A 17,639-nucleotide genomic window follows, 5' to 3' on the forward strand; every position below is an offset into this window, starting at 1 on the left:
TTCTGTACGGTCGCGTAGGGTCAAGGTCTAGTCTGGTCGCGGGGGAGGCTCCAGATGGTTCGCGCAGTGCTGCCGGAAGATTCCACCACGGAAATCTCCGAATTGATCGACGTACTGATCTCGCTATTCTTCGAGTCATTACCGCGGCGGGACCAGCGAAACTGGGCCCGCGTTTATCTCAACGGCCTGGTACGGACCAGCGGGAAGAAAACGATCCGCAACATCGCCGGAACAGGGGCAAGTTCCGTCGAACAGAGCCTCCAGCAGTTCATCAGCAAATCCCCGTGGGACTGGACCCCGGTACGGCGGTCCCTCGCCCAGCACCTGGAACGCACCGCGCAGCGCCCGCTGGCGTGGGTGGTGCAGCCCATGGTCATCGAGAAGGCCGGCGACCGCTCCGTGGGTGTCGGCAGGCAGTTCGTGCCCCAGCTCGGCCGCACCGCCAACTGCCAGCAGGCCGGAGGGATCTGGCTCGCCTCCAGCGAGGCCAGCTTCCCCGTCGAATGGACCCTCACCCTGCCCGGCCCCTGGACCAGCGAACTGCTGCGCCGCCGCCGGGCCGGCATCCCGGACACCGCACGTTCCCAGACACCCGCCCAGGACGCCGTGCACGCCGTCCAGCGCATGGCCGCGACCTGGCAGCTCCAGCGCCGCCCGGTCGTCATGGAGGTCTCCAACACCGACCTCCCGCCGGTCCTGGAGGCCTTCTCCCTCCAGGACATCCCCTTCGTCCTCAAGGTCGACGGCTCCCTGCCCGTCTCCTTCGGCGGAGCGGGCCGCCACAAGCCCGGCCCGTACACCGCCCCCGCCCGAGAACTGATCGACTCGCTGCGTTCCCAGCGCCGCGTCGTCGAATGGACCCGGCACGGCCGGTCCGAGGGAGCGGTCACCCTGCTCACCTCGGCCCACATCCTCGCCACCCCCGCCGAGGACCGGCCCGTGCCCGCCCCGCCCACCCCGCTGCTCCTGGTGGGCGCCTGGACCGAGGCCTCCCTGATGCCCTCCGAGTTCTGGATCACCAACATCGGGGACCGGCCGCTCGCCCAGCTCTTCCTGCTCGCCAAACTCACCGACCGGGTCGCCCTGGACTTCACCGAGACCTGCGAACCCGTCGGCATCCGGGACTTCGAGGGCCGCTCCTTCCGCGGCTGGCACCACCACGCCACCCTCGCCAGCGTGGCCCACGCGGCCAGGCTCCTGAGCACCGGCGGGCGGAACCCCGACCCGGTGTCGCTCGCCTCGCCCGCCCGCTACCCGGGCGGCCACACACCCGGCCGCGCCCCGGCCGTCCTGCCGCCGCGGCCCCTGATCCCCGGCCAGTCCGCGCGCCGCGCGTACATCCGCTGATGCTCGACATCGCCGGGCCGCTGCGCGGCTGGTGCGCCGAGCGCCGCGAGTTCGCGCTGGCCACCGTGGTCGCCGTCAGCGGCAGCGCCCCCCGCGGACCCGGGGCCTCCCTGGCGGTGGACGCCGGCGGCACCGCGCTGGGCTCCCTCTCCGGGGGCTGCGTTGAGTCCGCCGTCCACGAGCTCTGCCTGGACGCCGTCGCCTCGGGCCGCGGCGGCGTCCACCGCTTCGGCTACAGCGACGACGACGCCTTCGCGGTGGGCCTGACCTGCGGCGGGGTCCTGGACGTGCTGGTCACCCCGGTGCGCGGACAGGACCCCGTACGGCCCGTCCTCGGCTCGGTGCTCGACGCCGCCGCCGGCGGGGCCCGCGCCGCGCTGGCCCGGGTGGTCTCCGGACCCCCCGGCCAGCTCGGCCGGGCCCTGGCCGTCCACGCCGACGGCTCCTGGGAGGGCGGCCTCGGCGGCGGCGCCGCCCTGGACCGGGCCGCCGCCGGCCGGACCCTGGCCCTGTTGCTCGCCGGCCGGACCGGCACGGCCGAGCTGGGCACCGCCGGCGGGCTGTGCGGCGAGCCGCTCACCCTGCTGGTGGAATCCGCCGCCACACGGCCCCGGCTGATCGTCTACGGGGCCATCGACTTCGCCTCCGCCCTGGCCCGGATGGGGGCCTTCCTCGGACACCGGGTCACCGTCTGCGACGCCCGGCCCGTCTTCGCGACCCCCGAGCGCTTCCCAGGCGCCGACGAGGTGATCGTGGACTGGCCGCACCGGCACCTGGCCGCCGAACGGGACGCCGGGCGCCTGGACCCCCGTACGGCGGTGTGCGTCCTGACCCACGACGCCAAGTTCGACGTACCCGTCCTCGCCCTGGCCCTGCGGCTGCCGCTGGCCTACGTCGGGGCCATGGGCTCGCGCCGCACCCACGCCGAGCGCACCGAACGGCTGCGCGCCGAGGGGGTGACCGAGGCCGAGCTGGCCCGCCTCCGCTCACCCATCGGCCTGGACCTGGGCGGACGCACCCCCGAGGAGACGGCCGTGGCCATCGCCGCCGAGCTCACGGCCGTACGCCACGGGGCCACGGCGGCCCCCCTCACGGGCGGCCGGCACCCCCTGCACCGCCCGTCCGAGACCTTGGTCTCCGTAGGAAAAGACCAGGCGGCCCGGAATGTCCTGGACGATCAGCCCGGGCGGCATGAACGCCAGGCCGTGGGAGAATGAAGTACGTGCGTTTCCTCGGCTGGATTCTGTCGAGGTACCTCCGATCGACTGGGATGTTCAGCACGTGCGTTTCCTCAATGACCTGAAGCCGCCGTACGACCTGACGTACGACGATGTGTTCATGGTGCCGAGCCGCTCCGCGGTCGGCTCCCGCCAGGGCGTCGACCTCTCCTCGCCCGACGGCACCGGCACCACCATTCCGCTCGTGGTGGCCAACATGACCGCCATCGCGGGCCGGCGCATGGCCGAGACCGTCGCCCGTCGCGGTGGAATCGTCGTCATCCCGCAGGACATCCCGATCGAGGTCGTCACCGACGTCATCTCCTGGGTCAAGACCCGCCACCTCGTGCTCGACACCCCGATCACGCTGGCGCCCACCCAGACCGTCGCCGACGCGCTGTCCCTGCTGCCCAAGCGCGCCCACGGCGCCGGCGTCGTCGTCGACGCCGACAACCGCCCCGTCGGCGTGGTCACCGACCACGACCTGACCGGCGTGGACCGCTTCACCCAGCTCTCCGAGGTCATGTCGAAGGAGCTCCTGCTCATCGACGCCGACATCGACCCCCGCGACGCCTTCAACCAGCTCGACGCCGGCCACCGCAAGCTGGCCCCGGCCGTCGACAAGGACGGCAAGCTGGTCGGCATCCTGACCCGCAAGGCCGCCCTGCGCGCGACCCTCTACACCCCCGCCACCGACGCCAACGGCAAGCTGCGCATCGCCGCCGCCGTCGGCATCAACGGCGACTTCGTCGGCAAGGCCAAGCAGCTCCTCGACGCCGGCGTGGACACGCTCGTCATCGACACGGCCCACGGCCACCAGGAGTCGATGATCAGCGCGATCAAGGCCGTCCACGCCCTGGACCCGAAGGTCCCGATCGTGGCCGGCAACATCGTCGCCGCCGAGGGCGTCAAGGACCTCATCGACGCCGGCGCCGACATCATCAAGGTCGGCGTGGGCCCCGGCGCCATGTGCACCACCCGCATGATGACCGGCGTGGGCCGCCCGCAGTTCTCCGCGGTGCTGGAGTGCGCCGCCGAGGCGAAGAAGTACGGCAAGCACGTCTGGGCCGACGGCGGCGTCCGCCACCCGCGCGACGTGGCCATGGCCCTGGCCGCCGGCGCCTCCAACGTCATGATCGGCTCCTGGTTCGCCGGTACGTACGAGTCCCCGGGCGACCTCCAGCAGTCGGCCGAGGGCCGCCTGTACAAGGAGTCCTTCGGCATGGCCTCCGCGCGCGCCGTCCGCAACCGCACCTCGGAGGAGTCGGCCTACGACCGAGCCCGCAAGGCGCTGTTCGAGGAGGGCATCTCCACCTCCCGCATGTTCCTCGACCCGCAGCGCCCGGGCGTCGAGGACCTGATCGACTCGATCATCGCCGGCGTCCGCTCCTCCTGCACCTACGCGGGCGCGGCCTCCCTGGCCGAGTTCGAGGAGAAGGCCGTCGTCGGCATCCAGTCCGCCGCCGGCTACGCCGAGGGCAAGCCGCTGCACGCCAGCTGGAGCTAATCCCTCCCGGCTTCCGACGCCCCGTCCCCAGCCCGCCCGGGCAGGGGGCGGGGCGTCGTCGTGTGCACGCCCGCCCGGTACTTGGGGATCCGGACCGTGACCTTCATGCCCGCGCCCACGCCCGTCTCCACGACCAGCCCGTAGTCGTCCCCGTACACCTGCCGCATCCGCTCGTCCACGTTCGGCAGCCCGATGCCCGACGAGGCCGACGGCCGGTCCCCGGCCAGGATCCGGCGCAGCCGGGCCGGATCCATGCCGACCCCGTTGTCCTCGATCGTCAGCACCGCCTCCGCACCCGCGTCCCGGGCCGCGATGGTGATCCGGCACTCCCCGGCGGAGTCCTCCACCCCGTGCTTGACGGCGTTCTCCACCAGTGGCTGCAGGCACAGGAACGGCAGCGCCACCGGCAGCACCTCCGGCGCCACCTGCAGGGTCACCTTCAGCCGGTCCCCGAACCGGGCCCCGGCCAGGGCCAGATAGCGCTCGATCGACCGCAGCTCCTCGGCCAGCGTGGTGAACTCCCCGTGCCGGCGGAAGGAGTAGCGGGTGAAGTCCGCGAACTCCAGCAGCAGCTCCCGCGCCCGCTCCGGATCGGTCCGCACGAACGAGGCGATCGCCGCGAGGGAGTTGAAGATGAAGTGCGGGGAGATCTGCGCCCGCAGCGCCTTGATCTCCGCCTCCATCAGCCGGGTCCGCGCCCGGTCCAGCTCCGACAGTTCCAGCTGAACGGAAACCCAGCGCGCCACCTCCGTCGCCGCCCGCACCAGCACCGCCGACTCCCGCGACCCGTACGCGACCAGCGCCCCCAGCACCCCGTCCTCACCGGTCAGCGGCGCGAACACCGCCCACTTCAGGGGGCAGTCCGGCCGCTGGCACTCGGTCCGCACGCTCTGGCTGCGCCCCGACTCCAGCATCACCGCCACCCGGGCCATCGCCCGCCGCTGGTGGTGGTCGGCACCCGGCCCGTCCCAGGCCAGCACCGCCTCCCGGTCGGTGAGGCACAGCGCCTCCGTGCCCAGCAGGGAGCGCAGCCGCCGGGCCGCCTTGCGGGCGGCGTCCTCCGTCAGTCCCGCGCGCAGCGGGGGAGCGGCCAGCGAGGCGGTGTACAGGGTGTGGAACGTCGCCCGCTCCACCGGGGTCCCCAGGTCCAGCCCCGCCGCCCGTTCCCCGCGCCGGGCCTGCCAGCGCCCGCCCGCCCAGCCCAACGCCAGCAGCACCGTCCCGGCCGCAGCCGGCACCGCGAGCGCCGCCCCGCTCACCACGCCCCCTTGCCCGCCCGCGCCCCGGCCACGTCCTCGGGCAGGTGCAGCCGGGCCAGCGCCGCCGCCGTCCCGGCTGGCACCCGGGACCGGGTGGCCAGCGACACCAGCACCATCGTCAGGAACCCCAGCGGCACCGACCACACCGCCGGCCAGGCCAGCAGCGAGTGCGCCCACCCCGCCGGAACCAGCCCGCTGCGGGTGGCCACCACCGCGCCCAGCGCCGCCCCGCCGCCCGTGAGCAGCCCGGCCACCGCGCCCGGCGCGGTCAGCCCCCGCCACCAGATGCCCAGCACCAGCAGCGGGCAGAAGGAGGACGCCGACACCGCGAAGGCCAGCCCGACCGCGTCCGCGACCGGCACCTGGGCGGTGACGAACCCGCCCGCCAGCGGTACCGCCATCGCCGCCACCACCGCGAGCCGGAAGCTCCCCACCCCGCGCCGGGGCAGCACGTCCTGGTGCAGCACCCCGGCCACCGCCATGGTCAGGCCCGAGGCCGTCGACAGGAACGCCGCGAAGGCGCCCCCGGCCAGCAGCGCCCCCAGCAGGTCCCCGAGCAGCCCGCCCAGCATCCGTTCCGGCAGCACCAGCACGGCCGCGTCCGCGTCCCCGGTCAGCGCCAGCTCGGGCGCGTAGATCCGGCCCAGCGCCCCGTACACCTGCGGCAGCAGGTAGAAGACCCCGAGCAGGCCCAGCACCACGAGGGTGGTGCGCCGGGCGGCCCGCCCGTCGGGGCTGGTGTAGAAGCGGACGGCGACGTGCGGCAGGCCCATGGTGCCGAGGAAGGTGGCCAGGATCAGCCCGTACGTGGCGTACAGCCGCTGCTCGCGCCCGCCCCCGGACAGCGGCTTCGACCAGCCCGGCGTGTCCCGGACGGCCGCGCCGCGGTACTCCGGCACGGTCGAGCCGGCGGTGAACTCCAGCCGGGTGCGGGCCTGGACGGAGTGCGGGCCGGCCGCCAGCGTCAGCGGGGCCTCCCGGTAGGCACGCCCGTCCACCCGTCCCGTCACGCGCACGGTGAGCGGCTCCCGCAGTGACAGCCGGACGTCCTTTCCGAGGGTGACGGCGGTGTGCTCGCGGAAGACGGCCGGGGCGTCGAAGGAGGCGCGGGGCGTGCCGTCGCCCGCCCAGGCGGCGATCAGGAAGAAGGCGGGCACCAGCAGGGCGGCGAGCTTGAGCCAGTACTGGAAGGCCTGCACGAAGGTGATGCTGCGCATCCCGCCCGCCGCCACGGCAGCCGTGACCACGCAGGCGACGACCAGCCCGCCCGCCCAGTGCGGGGCCCCGGTCATCACCGTGAGCGTCAGCCCGGCCCCCTGGAGCTGCGGCAGCAGGTACAGCCAGCCGACGCCGAGCACGAACAGCACCGCGATGCGCCGCACGGTCTGCGACTGGAGCCGGGCCTCGGCGAAGTCGGGCAGCGTGTACGCGCCCGAGCGGCGCAGCGGGGCCGCGACGAACACCAGCAGGACCAGGTACCCGGCGGTGTAGCCGACGGGGTACCAGAGCATCTGCGGCCCCTGGAGCAGCACCAGTCCGGCGACCCCGAGGAAGGAGGCGGCGGACAGGTACTCCCCGCCTATGGCCGCGGCGTTCAGCCGGGGGCCGACGGTGCGGGAGGCGACGTAGAAGTCGGAGGTGGTCCGGGATATCCGCAGCCCGAGCGCGCCGACGAGCACCGTGACCAGGACGACGACGGTGACCGCGGTCAGCGCGTACGTCTGGTTCACGGGGTTCCTTCGGCAGGGGAGGGGGCATTGGAGTCTACGCAGCCCCTCGGCCCGCGGAACAGGCACGTTCCGGCCCCTGACCTGGCCCCCCCGCCCCGGGGCCGACCGGTCCCGGATGCGGTCAGATCGCGGGGTCGCGGTGTTCCGCGCAGTCGCGCAGGGCGATCTCCAGTTCCACGTACGAATCCTCCGCCCGCCGGAAGGCCAGCGTCAGGGCCGCCTCCGCGCTCGGCGGCAGCTGTTCGCGGGTGCCCTCGCGGGCCTCGTACAGCACGTCCGCCCAGCGGGCGGCCGCGCTGCGCAGCCGGGCCAGCAGGGCCTCGGCCTCCGCGGGGCCGGCGGCCCGGGTGCGGGGCAGTCCGGTCAGCGCGTCCAGCAGCGCCTCGATCTCGGACATATCGCTCCTCCCGGGGCCGGAAGATCCACGATACGGCCGCCCGGGCGGCGGCGGGCCGCAACGCCCTCCCCCTGCGGCCGACGGGCCCGGCGGATCGCCGTACGCCCTTCCCCGAGCGACGAACGGTGTGTTGGTACGCCGGACGGTCGTCCGGGAGCGGGCGCGCGAGCCGGTCGCACGGGCGGGCGCACGGCCCCGGCGAGGGGAGCGGCCGCAGGGCTGCGCGCGCAGGGGCGGTCGTACGGCGGAGGGTCAGCCCGTCGCCTGGCGCATCAGGAGGTCGCGGAGCTGGCGGGCGTGGCGGCGGCTGACCTGGAGTTCGGCCGGGCCGATCCGCACGCTCGTGGTGCCCGCGTCCACGCGGAGTTCGTCGATCCGGCCCAGCGCCACCAGATGGCGCCGGTGGATGCGGACGAACCCGTGGCCCGCCCACCGTTCCTCCAGCGTCGACAGCGGGATGCGGACGAGGTGGCTGCCCTCGTCCGTGTGGAGGCGGGCGTAGTCGCCCTGGGCCTCCACGTACGCGATGTCCGCGATGGCCACGAACCGTGTGACCCCGCCCAGTTCGACGGCGATCTGCTCCGGCGTCCGTTCGGCGGCCGGCGGCGGCCCCGGGGCCGGCCGGCGCGGCGACGGGACGGCCGGCGGGGCCTCCTCGGGGCCGGCGAGCAGGGCCCGGGCCCGCCGTACGGCCTCGGCCAACCGCTCCGGCCGTACGGGCTTGAGGACGTAGTCCACCGCTTTGAGGTCGAAGGCCTGTACGGCGAAACCCTCGTGCGCGGTGACGAACACGATCAGCGGCGGCCGCGCGAACCCGGCCAGCAGCCGGGCGACGTCCAGCCCGGTCAGCCCGGCTATCTGGATGTCCAGGAAGACCACGTCGATGGCGTCGGGCCCGTCGGGGCCGCTCTCCACCGCCCGCGTGATCCGGCGCAGCGCCTCGGTGGCGTCCGAGGCGCCCTCCGCGCTGAGCACGCGGTCGTCGGACCGCAGCAGGTAGAGGAGTTCCTCCAGGAGGGGCTTCTCGTCGTCGACGGCCAGTACGCGCAGCATGGGCCGAGTCTAGGCAAGGCCCCCGCTGCGGCACACGGGGTGCGCGGCCCCCGCCCGGGGGGAGGAGGACGGGGACCGCGCGGCCGGCGGGTGGGGGGAAGGGGCGGGCTACTGTGCGCCGATGAGCTTGCCGTCGGGGGCGACGGCGTACCAGGTGCCGCCCACGCCCTGGCCGTTGACGTCACCGGGCTTCTTGTCCCCGGTGAAGGTGTACACGGGCCAGCAGTTGACGGTCTGCTGCTTCTTGCCGTCGGGGCGGTCGAGGACCAGGTAGTTCTTCTCGACGATCCCGCTGCCCCGCTCCGCCGGGGGCACGGCCGGCCACTTGGCCAGGCAGTCGCCGGTGCACTTGGAGACCATGGGCCAGGCGGTGTCCGGCTTGAAGCGGTAGACGGTCATGCCGCTGCCGTCGACGACGTGGTCCCCGAGCTTGGCGTCCTTGGCCACCGTCAGGGCGCCCGCGGCCTGGCCGGGGGCGCCGGCGGGCGGGGCGGCCGGCTTCGCCGCCTTCTTGCCGTCGGGGGCGAGGGCGAACCAGGTGCCGCCGACGCCCTGGCCGTTGACCTCGCCCGCCTTGGTGTCCTTGGCGTAGCGGTACGCGGGCCAGCCGGCCACCGTCAGCTGCTTGCTGCCGTCCTTGCGGACCACCTCACCCAGCACGGTGGGGTCCATGCCCGCCGCGGCGCTCACGTCGCCGGCCGGGACCACCGGCCAGGCCTTGGCGCAGTCGCCGTCGCAGTTCGACGCCGGCGGCTTCGCGGTGTCCTTGTCGAAGCGGTACAGGGTGAATCCGGCGCCGTCGGTGAGCACCGCCCCGAGCTGGTCGGTGGTGGAGACCGCCAGCAGGCCGCCCGGTTTGGCGGCGCCGGCCCCGGTGTCCCCGGCCGGCTGCTCGCCGGCGTAGGGGTCGGCGGCGGGAGCGGCGGCCGCGGCCCCGGCCGGCTTGGCGGCGTCGGCCTTGTCGGCCTTGTCGTCCCCGCTGCAGGCGGTCGCCGCCAGCACGACGACGACCGCGACCGCGGCCAGGGTGGTTCCGCGCTTGATGCCCATGGTGTCTCTCCCACGTGTGTGTTTCCGCCGGGTCCGGCTCCGGGCCCCGCCCGTCGCCGGATCCCGTCGACTCGTGCAGAACACGGCCCCGTGGGAGCGTCCTGTTCACTGGGGGCGGTATGGCGTGTTTCACTCACCCGCCGTCGAACCCGGCCCGGCGCAGGGCCGTGACCACAGCGAGGCCGAGGACCTGGTGTCCGGCGTCGTTGGGGTGCAGCCCGTCGGCGAGGTGCTCGGGCCCGAGCAGGTCCCGGCCCGGCAGCAGGGCGAGCCGTCCGTCGCCGGCGGCGATCCGGTCGCGGGCGGCCCGTTCCATGGCGTCGCGCAGGGCGCCCAGGGTGGCGCCGAGCCGGTTGGGGGTGCGCTCGGCGTCGGGGCGCAGGACGGGGGAGACCAGCAGCAGGGGGGTCCGGGGGTGGCCCTGGCGGACCAGGTCGAGGAACACGCGGGTGGTCTCGTACAGCAGGGCGGCGGTGTAGGGGACGCGGGTCCAGCAGTTGGTGCCGAAGGCGAGGGTGAGGGCGTCGGCGGGCAGGGCCGCGAGCTGCTCGGCGGTGGCCAGCTCCCCGCGCGCGGCGCCCGCGTACCCGAGGTTCACGGTGTCCCAGCCGAGCACCCGTCCGGCGACGGCGGGCCAGCCGTGGGCGGGGCGGGTGGACCACCAGCCCTCGGTGATCGAGTCGCCGTGCACCACCCAGCGCGGGGCCGGCGGTGCGGGCGCGAGGGTCCCGCCGGCCCCGCGCAGCCCCAGGACCCGCGGGGACTGCGCCTCCGGCGGGTGGACGGTGAAGGGGCCGGGCCCGGCGGGCAGCGGGATGCGCACGACGGCCTCGGCGGCGGGGTCGGTGAAGACCTCGTGGACCATCCCGTGGCGGTCCCAGAGGGAGAAGCCGTGGGCGAGGTCGCGCAGCGCGTCCGTGGGGCCGGGGACGGCGGCCCGGTAGCGGATCTCCACCGCGTGCGCCCCGTGGGCGAGGAACTCCAGGCGGACCCCGATCGGCAGGGTGGCCCGCTCGCCGGTGTCCCAGGGCAGCCGCTCGGTGTCGCCCGGGTCGGCCCGTACCGGCCGGTCCTTGTCCAGCCAGGCGACCCCGCGCAGGAAAGGGCCCGGATCGAGCCAGGCCGTGGCCGTGCTGTCGGCATCCATGGCGGCACGCTGCGGCAATTCTGACGGACTGTCAAGAATGGGCTCCAGGGGAGGCCGCGCACTGATCGATCATCCACGTGCAACAAAGGGCCATCCAGGACAGATGCGCGCAACGATCGTGCGCCAATGTGCAAGGATGGTGCATTACGGGCGGTATCTCTCAGCTCGTAGGCTCACCCCCTGTACGTGGAGTGGCGCGGACCGCCTGCTCGGCGGTCCCCCCATGCCCAGACTCCCGTCTGTGTCCTGCCCGGACCGCTGCGGTCGACGCCCGAACCGTCCCCATCCGCAGTGTCAAAGGAGTCCCCTCGTGCTCGACCAGGGCCAGGCACCCCCGCTCTCCCAGGAGAAGCGCAAGCCCGTGAACCCGCTGATGCGCCGCAAGCCCGTCGAGCGGCTCGTCGCCGAGGGCGGCCAGGGCGAGGGCGGCTCGCTGCGCCGCTCGCTCACCATGTGGCAGCTGACCATGATCAGCATCGGTGCCACCCTGGGCACCGGCATCTTCGTCGTCCTCGGCACCGCCGCCCCCAAGGCCGGCCCCGCCGTGACGATCTCCTTCGTCATCGCGGGTCTGACCGCCCTGTTCTCGGCCCTCTCCTACGCCGAGCTGGCCGGCTCCGTCCCGGTCTCGGGCTCCTCGTACTCGTACGCGTACGCCACCATGGGCGAGCTCATAGCCTGGATCTGCGGCTGGTGCCTGGTCCTGGAGTACGCCGTCTCCGTCGCGGCCGTCGCCGTCGGCTGGGGCCAGTACCTCAACGAGCTCCTCGACGGGACCATCGGCATCACCATCCCCGAGTCGGTCTCCGCGCCGCTGGGCGAGGGCGGGTTCATCAACCTGCCGGCGCTGGTCGTCGTCCTGCTCTCCATGGTCTTCCTGATGCGCGGCGCCAAGGAGAGCGCCACCGTCAACTCGATCATGGTCGCCGTGAAGATCGTCACGCTGCTGCTCTTCATCGGCATCGGCGTCATGGGCATCAAGTCCGGCAACTACACCCCCCTCGCCCCGCTCGGCATGTCCGGCATCGCCGCCGGCGCCTCCACCCTCTTCTTCTCCTACATCGGCTTCGACGCCGCCTCCACCGCCGGTGAGGAAGCCAAGGACCCGAAGAAGGACCTGCCCCGCGCGATCATGCTCTCGCTGGGCATCGTCACCGTCCTCTACGTCCTCGTCGCGTTCGTCGCCGTCGGCGCCATGCCGTGGCAGGACTTCGAGGGCGCCGAGGCCGCGCTCGCCCAGATCATGACCGACGTCACCGGCACCAGCGTCTGGGGCGTCGTCCTCGCCGCCGGCGCCGTGATCGCGATCTTCTCCGTCGTCTTCGCCGTCCTCTACGGCCAGACCCGCATCCTCTTCGCGATGTCCCGCGACGGCCTCGTCCCCAAGGTCTTCGCCAAGGTCGACGAGAAGACCGGCGCCCCCCGCGCCAACGTCGTCATCGTCTCCCTCTTCTGCGGCGTCCTCGCGGCCTTCATCCCGCTGGGCAAGCTCGCCGACGCCACCAGCATCGGCACCCTCTTCGCCTTCGGCCTCGTCAACATCGCCGTGATCATCCTGCGCTACACCAAGCCGGACATGCCGCGCACCTTCAAGGTGGCCCTCTTCCCGGTCACGCCGATCCTCGGCTTCCTCGCCTGCGGCTTCATGATGTTCAGCCTCGACCTGGCCACCTGGATCGTCTTCGGTGGCTGGATGGTCGTGGGCCTCGTGTTCTACTTCGTGTACGGCATCCGCCGCTCCCGCCTCGCCACGGAAGAAGTGGCCGCAGCAGAAATGTGATCCATCCGCAGTGCGACTGAACGATCTCGACGAACGCATCGTGCACGCCCTCGCCGAGGACGCCCGCCGCTCCTACGCCGACATCGGCTCCGAGGTCGGACTCTCCGCCCCCGCCGTCAAGCGGCGCGTGGACCGGCTGCGGGCCGAAGGCGCCATCACCGGGTTCACCGTCCGCGTCGACCCGGCGGCCATGGGCTGGGAGACCGAGGGCTTCATCGAGATCTACTGCCGCCACAACACCTCGCCGGACGACATCCGGCGGGGGCTGGAGCGGTACCCCGAGGTGGTGTCCGCGTCGACCGTCACCGGCGACGCGGACGCCCTCGTCCAGGTCTTCGCCTCCGACATGCGCCACTTCGAGCGGGTCCTGGAGCGCATCGCGGGCGAGCCCTTCGTCGAACGGACCAAGTCCGTCCTCGTCCTCAGCCCGCTCCTGCGCCGCTTCACCTCAGGAGCACCTGCGTAATTCCGGGGGCTCCTTCGCCTCCGGGGGCGCCGAAGCCGGGCGCGAAGGCTGTCAGAGGGGCGTGCCACCATCGCCCGCATGAAGATCCAGATCCCGCTGCCGGCCGATCCGCACACCTCGACCGTCTACACCGACTGGGCCCGCGCCCACGACCCCGCCGCCGAGCCCGCGGCCGTCGAGCTGTTCGACGAGGTCGGCCGCACCATCCACCGGGCGTACGAGAAGCCCGGCCGGTTCGTGGACGGGCTGGAGCGGCGGGTACGGGAGCTGGACCCCGCCCACCTGCCCTGGTTCTGGGACACCGTCGGCCACAAACTCATCAGCTGGCACCTGCGCTCCGCCGCCCGCGCCTACGCCCTGGCCCGCAAGGCCGAGCGCACCCACCGGCTGCCCGTCGACCCCGACTGGCACCGCGCCAACCTGCTGCTGTTCGCCCGCGCCGGCGCACTGCCGGGCACCGAGCTGAGCGGCCACCAGGCCTGGCTGGCCGCCGCCCTGGAACCCGCCGCCGCGCACGCGGAGTACGTACGCGTCCTGGAGGCCTGGGCCGCCTCGCCCGGCGAGCTCCCCGCCGACCTCGCCCGCCGCGTCCGGCTGTCCGCGCGCGCCGCCGGTCTCGGCACCGCCGAGGAGGCCCGCGTCCTGGGCCTGGTCCTGGCCGCCGCCCGGCACAAGGAGGTCCCCGACCGGCTGCTGGACGCGGCCACCCCGCTGCTGACCGCCCACCCCCCGGCCGAGGACACCGCCCTCGCGCTCCTCGACCTCTTCCCCGACAGCCGCGGCGACGCCTCCTCCTGGCTGCGCCTCCTCCTCGGCTGCGGGGCGGCCGACGCCGCCGCGGCCGGCCGGATCGTCCCCGAGGACGGCCTGCCCGGCTGGTTCGCCCGCTACACCCGCCGCTTCGGCCACGGCCGCTCCGGCGGCGGCGTCATGCGCCAGCCCATGCCCGCCGAGCTCTTCGAGCTGCTGACCCGCTGGGCCCCCCGGCTGCGCGCCGCCGAAACCCCGCTGCGCCTGCACGAGGACCGCTACCGCTACCCGGGACTGGACGCCGACCTGCTCGACGCCTGCCTCGCCGAGGGCATCGCCGTCGAGGACCCCGGCGTCGCCGTGGAGCTGGTGTTCTGGGACGAGCGCTCCCGCCGCGACCTCAAGGCCCTCGCCGCCGACCCGCTCTTCGGCCCCCGCCTGGAGGGCACCGTCCACGCCGCCCTGCGCCGGAACGGTACGGCCGTCACCCGCCTCCCGGGCAACGCCGGCATCGCCGCCGAGGTCCACGGCCGCGTCGAGAGCCTCCTCACCGCCCTGCGCGGCGGCGGCCTCGCGGCGGCGGACGAGGCCGTCGACGAGCTCGCCGCCCTCCTCGACCGGCCGACCGCCCTCGTCCTGGACGGCATCGAGGAGGCCCTCGCGGAACTGGACCTCACCGGCCCCCTCGGCCGCGCCCTGCGCGCCGGACTGCCCGAGGAATGGGCCTGGCCCGCCCTGGAGGAGGCCGTCGCCGCCCTCGGCGGGCCCGGCGCGGTCACCGGAGTCACCTGCACCTGGCCCGTCCTGACCGTCTACGGGCCGGACCGCGCCATCGCCGTCGACCACGCCGGCACCCGCGGCTCCTGCTCCTTCCGGCTCCCCGAGGAAGCCACCTCGCACAGCGTGCACTGGGTCGGCGGCGCCTTCCTCGTCGGTTTCGGCACCACCCCCCAGGCCTCCTTCGGGGACCACGCCTTCTGGGCCGACCGCCCCGAGGACGTCTTCGAACCGGAACAACAGCTCGGCCTGCGCCGCTACGGCGGAATGACCCGGGGCGGCCTCGGCTACCAGTTCGCGACCCCCGACGGCGGACGCCTGGAGGACGGCCGGGTCCTGCGCCCCGGCGGCCGCGAGGGCATCGGCTCCCACGACGTCCAGATGAGCGACGGCGAGCGGTTCTGGAGCACCGAGGTCCACCGCTCCTGGCGCACCTGGACCCGCATCGACCCCGCCACCGCCGCGCCCGGCACCGGCCCCGACACCCCCGCCTTCCACACCGCCGCCCCCCTCCCGCCCGGCACCGAGCACTTCGGCGACCTCCAGACCCTCGCCGCCCTCCCCGACGGCGCCCCCGACTCCCCGCTCGGCCGGGACGGCCGCCTCGTCGGCTTCCGCGTCCTCAACCGCACCCCCTACCCCGGCCCTTCGCCCACGGAGTTCCTCCTGGAGGGCGTCGACGGCCGCCGCGCCTCCTACCGCAGCCGCCGCTGGGGCCGCCTGCCCTGGGCCGTGATCCGGATGCCGCAGGGCGGGGAGGAAGCGGTCCTCGCCGGCCAGGAGACCATCCGCTGCCACGCCGCCGAGGACAACTCCCTGCTCTGGCAGGTCCAGGGCTTCCCCGGCTCCGACCGGCGCCGCACCCCCGGCTTCGGCGACGGCGCCGGCCCGGTCCCGCCCCCCGCCTTCTGGCACTTCCTCACCGAACGCTGCGCGGCCTCCTCCTCGGCCCTGCGCACCGTCGACGACGAGGCCGTACGGGCCCTGCTCGACGCCGCCCTGGCCGGCGAACCCGAGCCCGCCCTGCCCGGCCCCCTCCACCCCCGCGTCGCCGACGGAGTCGCCCGGGCCGCGTCCCTCGCCGCCGACGTCCTGCGCCGCCGCCGCGAGCTGTCCCGCCGGATCGCCGTCATCCGCTCCGGCCCGGTGGTCTCGCTGCGCACCGAGGCCCCCGACACCGTGCTCGTCCCCGCCCTGTACGGGCTGGTGCCCGAACGCCGCCGTTATTACGGCGAGCCCTCCGTGCCCCCGCAGCCCGCCGTCCAGACCGCCGTCGCCGCCGACGGGCGCCACCTGCGCGGAGAGATCGACGACGAGGCACGCGTCCTGGCCCGGCCCGCCGCCCCCGAGACCTGGGAGCCGCTGGTCGGCGGGATCGGCGCCGTCGCCTGGCGGGCCCTGGCCGCCAGTACCCCTGATGCCGAGCGGGAGGCGCTGGCCGCCCTGCTGGAGACCTGGAGCGGGCAGCCCTTCGCCGAGAAGGGCGGTACCTGGCGCACCGGCCGGGCGACCGAGGAGGCCCTCGCCGCCTGCCGGGCCGCCGGGCACACCCTCGCCTCCGGGCCCGTCCGCGGCGGCTCCGCCTGGTTCCTCCAGCGGGCCGCCGACCCCGCGCCCGAGGCCGCCGAGGACTGCGAGGTCCGCACCGTCGGGACCGACGACGCCGTCCGCCTGCCCCGGCTGCTGGAGCTGCTCGCCGAACGGGGCCCGCTGACCGTGCCGCCCGCGGTGCGGGACGCCTTCGCCCGGCTGACCGGCGTCCGGGGCCCCGTCGCCGCCCTGGTCCTCGGCGGGTTCCCCGGCCGCGACCACTACGACCACCACCTCAAACTGCTGGCCTCCGCCCCGTTCAAGGCGAACAAGGCCCTGGCCCAGCAGTACGACGCCCTCTGCCGGCGCCTCGGTGACGCCGGACGGCGCGCGGTCCTGGCCGCCGCGGTGCCCGAGGACCCGGCCGCGCTCTGGGAGCCCGGAGGCGTGCCGGCGGCCGCCGAGCGGATGGCCGCCGTCTGGACCGGGCTCCTCGGCGCCGGCGAGTACGCCGACGAGGAGCTGGCCGCCGCCCTGGAGGCCGAACTCGGCCTGCCCGACGCCTGGGCCCGCAGCCTGCCCGCCGGACGCGCCCCCGCCGACGCGCCCTTCGGCGAGGACGGCCTGGTCCTCGCCGGCAGCGTGATGGGCGGGATCCACCTCCACCACCTCGCGCCGGACGGCACCGCCGGGGACTGGGTGCAGGCCGGGAAGCCCGCGCACCAGCGGGCCGCCTCCGTGATCGCCTGGGCGCTGACCGAGCGGCCCGTCGGGGACCCGGCGGCCCGGGGCGCCCTCGCGCTGTACGGGCGGCTGCGCGCCCAGCTGGAGGGCCCCGAGGCTCTCGTGCCCCTGGGCGGCTACTTCTCGGAACTGACCGACACCGCGCGGACCGACCCGGCCTTCACCCCGTACGAGGGCACCCTCCTGCCCTGCCCGCAGCCCCTGTGGGAAGGCGCCACCGGCACCTCCACCGCCCTCGACGACGGGCTGTTCGTGGTCGCCGTGCCCAGCGGGGACGTCTTCCTGCGCCCCTCCGCCTTCGCCGACCCCCGGCGGTGGGAGCGGGCCGAGCGGGTGGCCGCCACGGTGCGGAAGGGCTACATGCTGACCGTCCTGCGCCGCCACCGGGACCTCTTCGACGGCCTGGCCCGGCTGGCCGCCCGGGCCGCCGCCACCCCGGTGCCCGAGGGCGGCTACGAGGCCGACCCCGCGCTCAGCGCCCCGGAGCTGGTCGCCGAGGCAGCCGCCGCCCTCGGAACGGGTACGGACGCCGCCGCCCTCCACCTCCAGCTGCTGGCCCTCGCCCGCCCCACCGACCGGGCCGTCCGCCGCTGGAACGGCTGGACCCCCGCCCGGCACAAGGCCGCCCAGGCGGAGCTGCTGGCGACCGGCGCCGTGGTGAGCGAGAAGCGGGCCCGCGCGGGCCGGACGCTGTTCGTCCCGGGGGAGTGGACCGAGGCCAAGGCCCCGCACCTCCCCGTGGAGACGGCGAAGCTGGAGGCGCACATCGCGTCGGCCTCGGGCAGGGACCTCCACCTGCCGCTGCTGCGCCTGCTGGCGCCCGTCCCGCCGCACGAGCTGTTCGCCCGCGCCTGGGCGGAGCGGGGAGCGGCGCGGGCCTGACGG

The 17,639-nt window shown here is 74.8% G+C and carries 12 protein-coding genes; 6 read left to right on the top strand and 6 right to left on the bottom strand.

What is annotated here, in order from left to right; translation table 11 throughout:
• Positions 1–102 precede the first annotated feature (102 nt).
• The 3 genes from AB0F18_RS12390 to AB0F18_RS12400 all read left to right on the top strand — a co-directional run bounded on the left by AB0F18_RS12390 (position 103) and on the right by AB0F18_RS12400 (position 4,071).
• The gene (locus tag AB0F18_RS12390; RefSeq protein WP_362058278.1) at positions 103–1,347 is read left to right on the top strand and encodes a transposase; all 1,245 of its coding nucleotides are present in this window, start codon (positions 103–105) and stop codon (positions 1,345–1,347) included.
• Positions 1,347–2,564, top strand: coding sequence for an XdhC/CoxI family protein (locus AB0F18_RS12395; RefSeq protein WP_362058281.1), 1,218 nt, complete (start codon positions 1,347–1,349; stop codon positions 2,562–2,564). Before AB0F18_RS12390 ends, AB0F18_RS12395 begins: the two co-directional genes overlap by 1 nt.
• A gap of 64 nt (positions 2,565–2,628) precedes the next feature.
• Entirely contained in the window at positions 2,629–4,071 is a 1,443-nt protein-coding gene (locus AB0F18_RS12400; protein WP_362058284.1) for a GuaB1 family IMP dehydrogenase-related protein, read from the top strand.
• Here the strand turns inward: AB0F18_RS12400 and AB0F18_RS12405 are convergent.
• The 6 genes from AB0F18_RS12405 to AB0F18_RS12430 form a co-directional block, all read right to left on the bottom strand.
• Entirely contained in the window at positions 4,068–5,330 is a 1,263-nt protein-coding gene (locus AB0F18_RS12405) for a histidine kinase (RefSeq protein ID WP_362058287.1), read from the bottom strand. The two genes, AB0F18_RS12400 and AB0F18_RS12405, sit on opposite strands and share 4 nt — an antisense overlap.
• A complete protein-coding gene (locus AB0F18_RS12410; RefSeq protein ID WP_362058290.1) occupies positions 5,327–7,060 on the bottom strand; it encodes a cation acetate symporter in 1,734 nt (577 codons plus the stop codon). The genes AB0F18_RS12405 and AB0F18_RS12410 overlap by 4 nt, the downstream gene beginning before the upstream one ends.
• A 121-nt stretch (positions 7,061–7,181) precedes the next feature.
• On the bottom strand, positions 7,182–7,457 hold the full coding sequence (locus tag AB0F18_RS12415) for a hypothetical protein (RefSeq protein ID WP_362058293.1): 276 nt from the start codon (positions 7,455–7,457) through the stop codon (positions 7,182–7,184).
• 252 nt (positions 7,458–7,709) lie between these two features.
• Positions 7,710–8,510 (bottom strand): LytTR family DNA-binding domain-containing protein, encoded by an 801-nt coding sequence (locus AB0F18_RS12420; protein ID WP_362058296.1) that lies wholly within the window; start codon positions 8,508–8,510, stop codon positions 7,710–7,712.
• A gap of 108 nt (positions 8,511–8,618) precedes the next feature.
• Complete coding sequence (locus AB0F18_RS12425; protein WP_362058298.1) at positions 8,619–9,560, bottom strand: SCO0930 family lipoprotein; 942 nt, start codon at positions 9,558–9,560, stop codon at positions 8,619–8,621.
• 133 nt (positions 9,561–9,693) lie between these two features.
• Positions 9,694–10,707, bottom strand: coding sequence for a GDSL-type esterase/lipase family protein (locus AB0F18_RS12430; RefSeq protein ID WP_362058301.1), 1,014 nt, complete (start codon positions 10,705–10,707; stop codon positions 9,694–9,696).
• A 310-nt stretch (positions 10,708–11,017) separates the two neighbouring features.
• On the opposite strand from AB0F18_RS12430, the gene AB0F18_RS12435 reads away from it, so the two are divergent.
• The 3 genes from AB0F18_RS12435 (at position 11,018) to AB0F18_RS12445 (ending at position 17,636) form a co-directional block, all read left to right on the top strand.
• A complete protein-coding gene (locus AB0F18_RS12435) occupies positions 11,018–12,487 on the top strand; it encodes an amino acid permease (protein WP_362058303.1) in 1,470 nt (489 codons plus the stop codon).
• Positions 12,488–12,497: 10 nt separating this feature from the next.
• Positions 12,498–12,953, top strand: a complete 456-nt coding sequence (locus AB0F18_RS12440) for an Lrp/AsnC family transcriptional regulator (RefSeq protein ID WP_007262967.1) — start codon at positions 12,498–12,500, stop codon at positions 12,951–12,953.
• Between the two features lie 78 nt (positions 12,954–13,031).
• Complete coding sequence (locus AB0F18_RS12445; protein WP_362058306.1) at positions 13,032–17,636, top strand: hypothetical protein; 4,605 nt, start codon at positions 13,032–13,034, stop codon at positions 17,634–17,636.
• Positions 17,637–17,639 lie beyond the last annotated feature (3 nt).

The organism is Streptomyces sp. NPDC029216 (genome assembly GCF_040648015.1).
Lineage (GTDB): Bacteria > Actinomycetota > Actinomycetes > Streptomycetales > Streptomycetaceae > Streptomyces.

Bases quoted from the DNA above. Each gene is read 5' to 3' on its own strand.
- AB0F18_RS12420 (WP_362058296.1), bottom strand. From the start codon at position 8,510: ATGCTGCGCGTACTGGCCGTCGACGACGAGAAGCCCCTCCTGGAGGAA.
- AB0F18_RS12430 (WP_362058301.1), bottom strand. From the start codon at position 10,707: ATGGATGCCGACAGCACGGCCACGGCCTGGCTCGATCCGGGCCCTTTC.
- AB0F18_RS12395 (WP_362058281.1), top strand. From the start codon at position 1,347: ATGCTCGACATCGCCGGGCCGCTGCGCGGCTGGTGCGCCGAGCGCCGC.
- AB0F18_RS12445 (WP_362058306.1), top strand. From the start codon at position 13,032: ATGAAGATCCAGATCCCGCTGCCGGCCGATCCGCACACCTCGACCGTC.
- AB0F18_RS12425 (WP_362058298.1), bottom strand. From the start codon at position 9,560: ATGGGCATCAAGCGCGGAACCACCCTGGCCGCGGTCGCGGTCGTCGTC.
- AB0F18_RS12415 (WP_362058293.1), bottom strand. From the start codon at position 7,457: ATGTCCGAGATCGAGGCGCTGCTGGACGCGCTGACCGGACTGCCCCGC.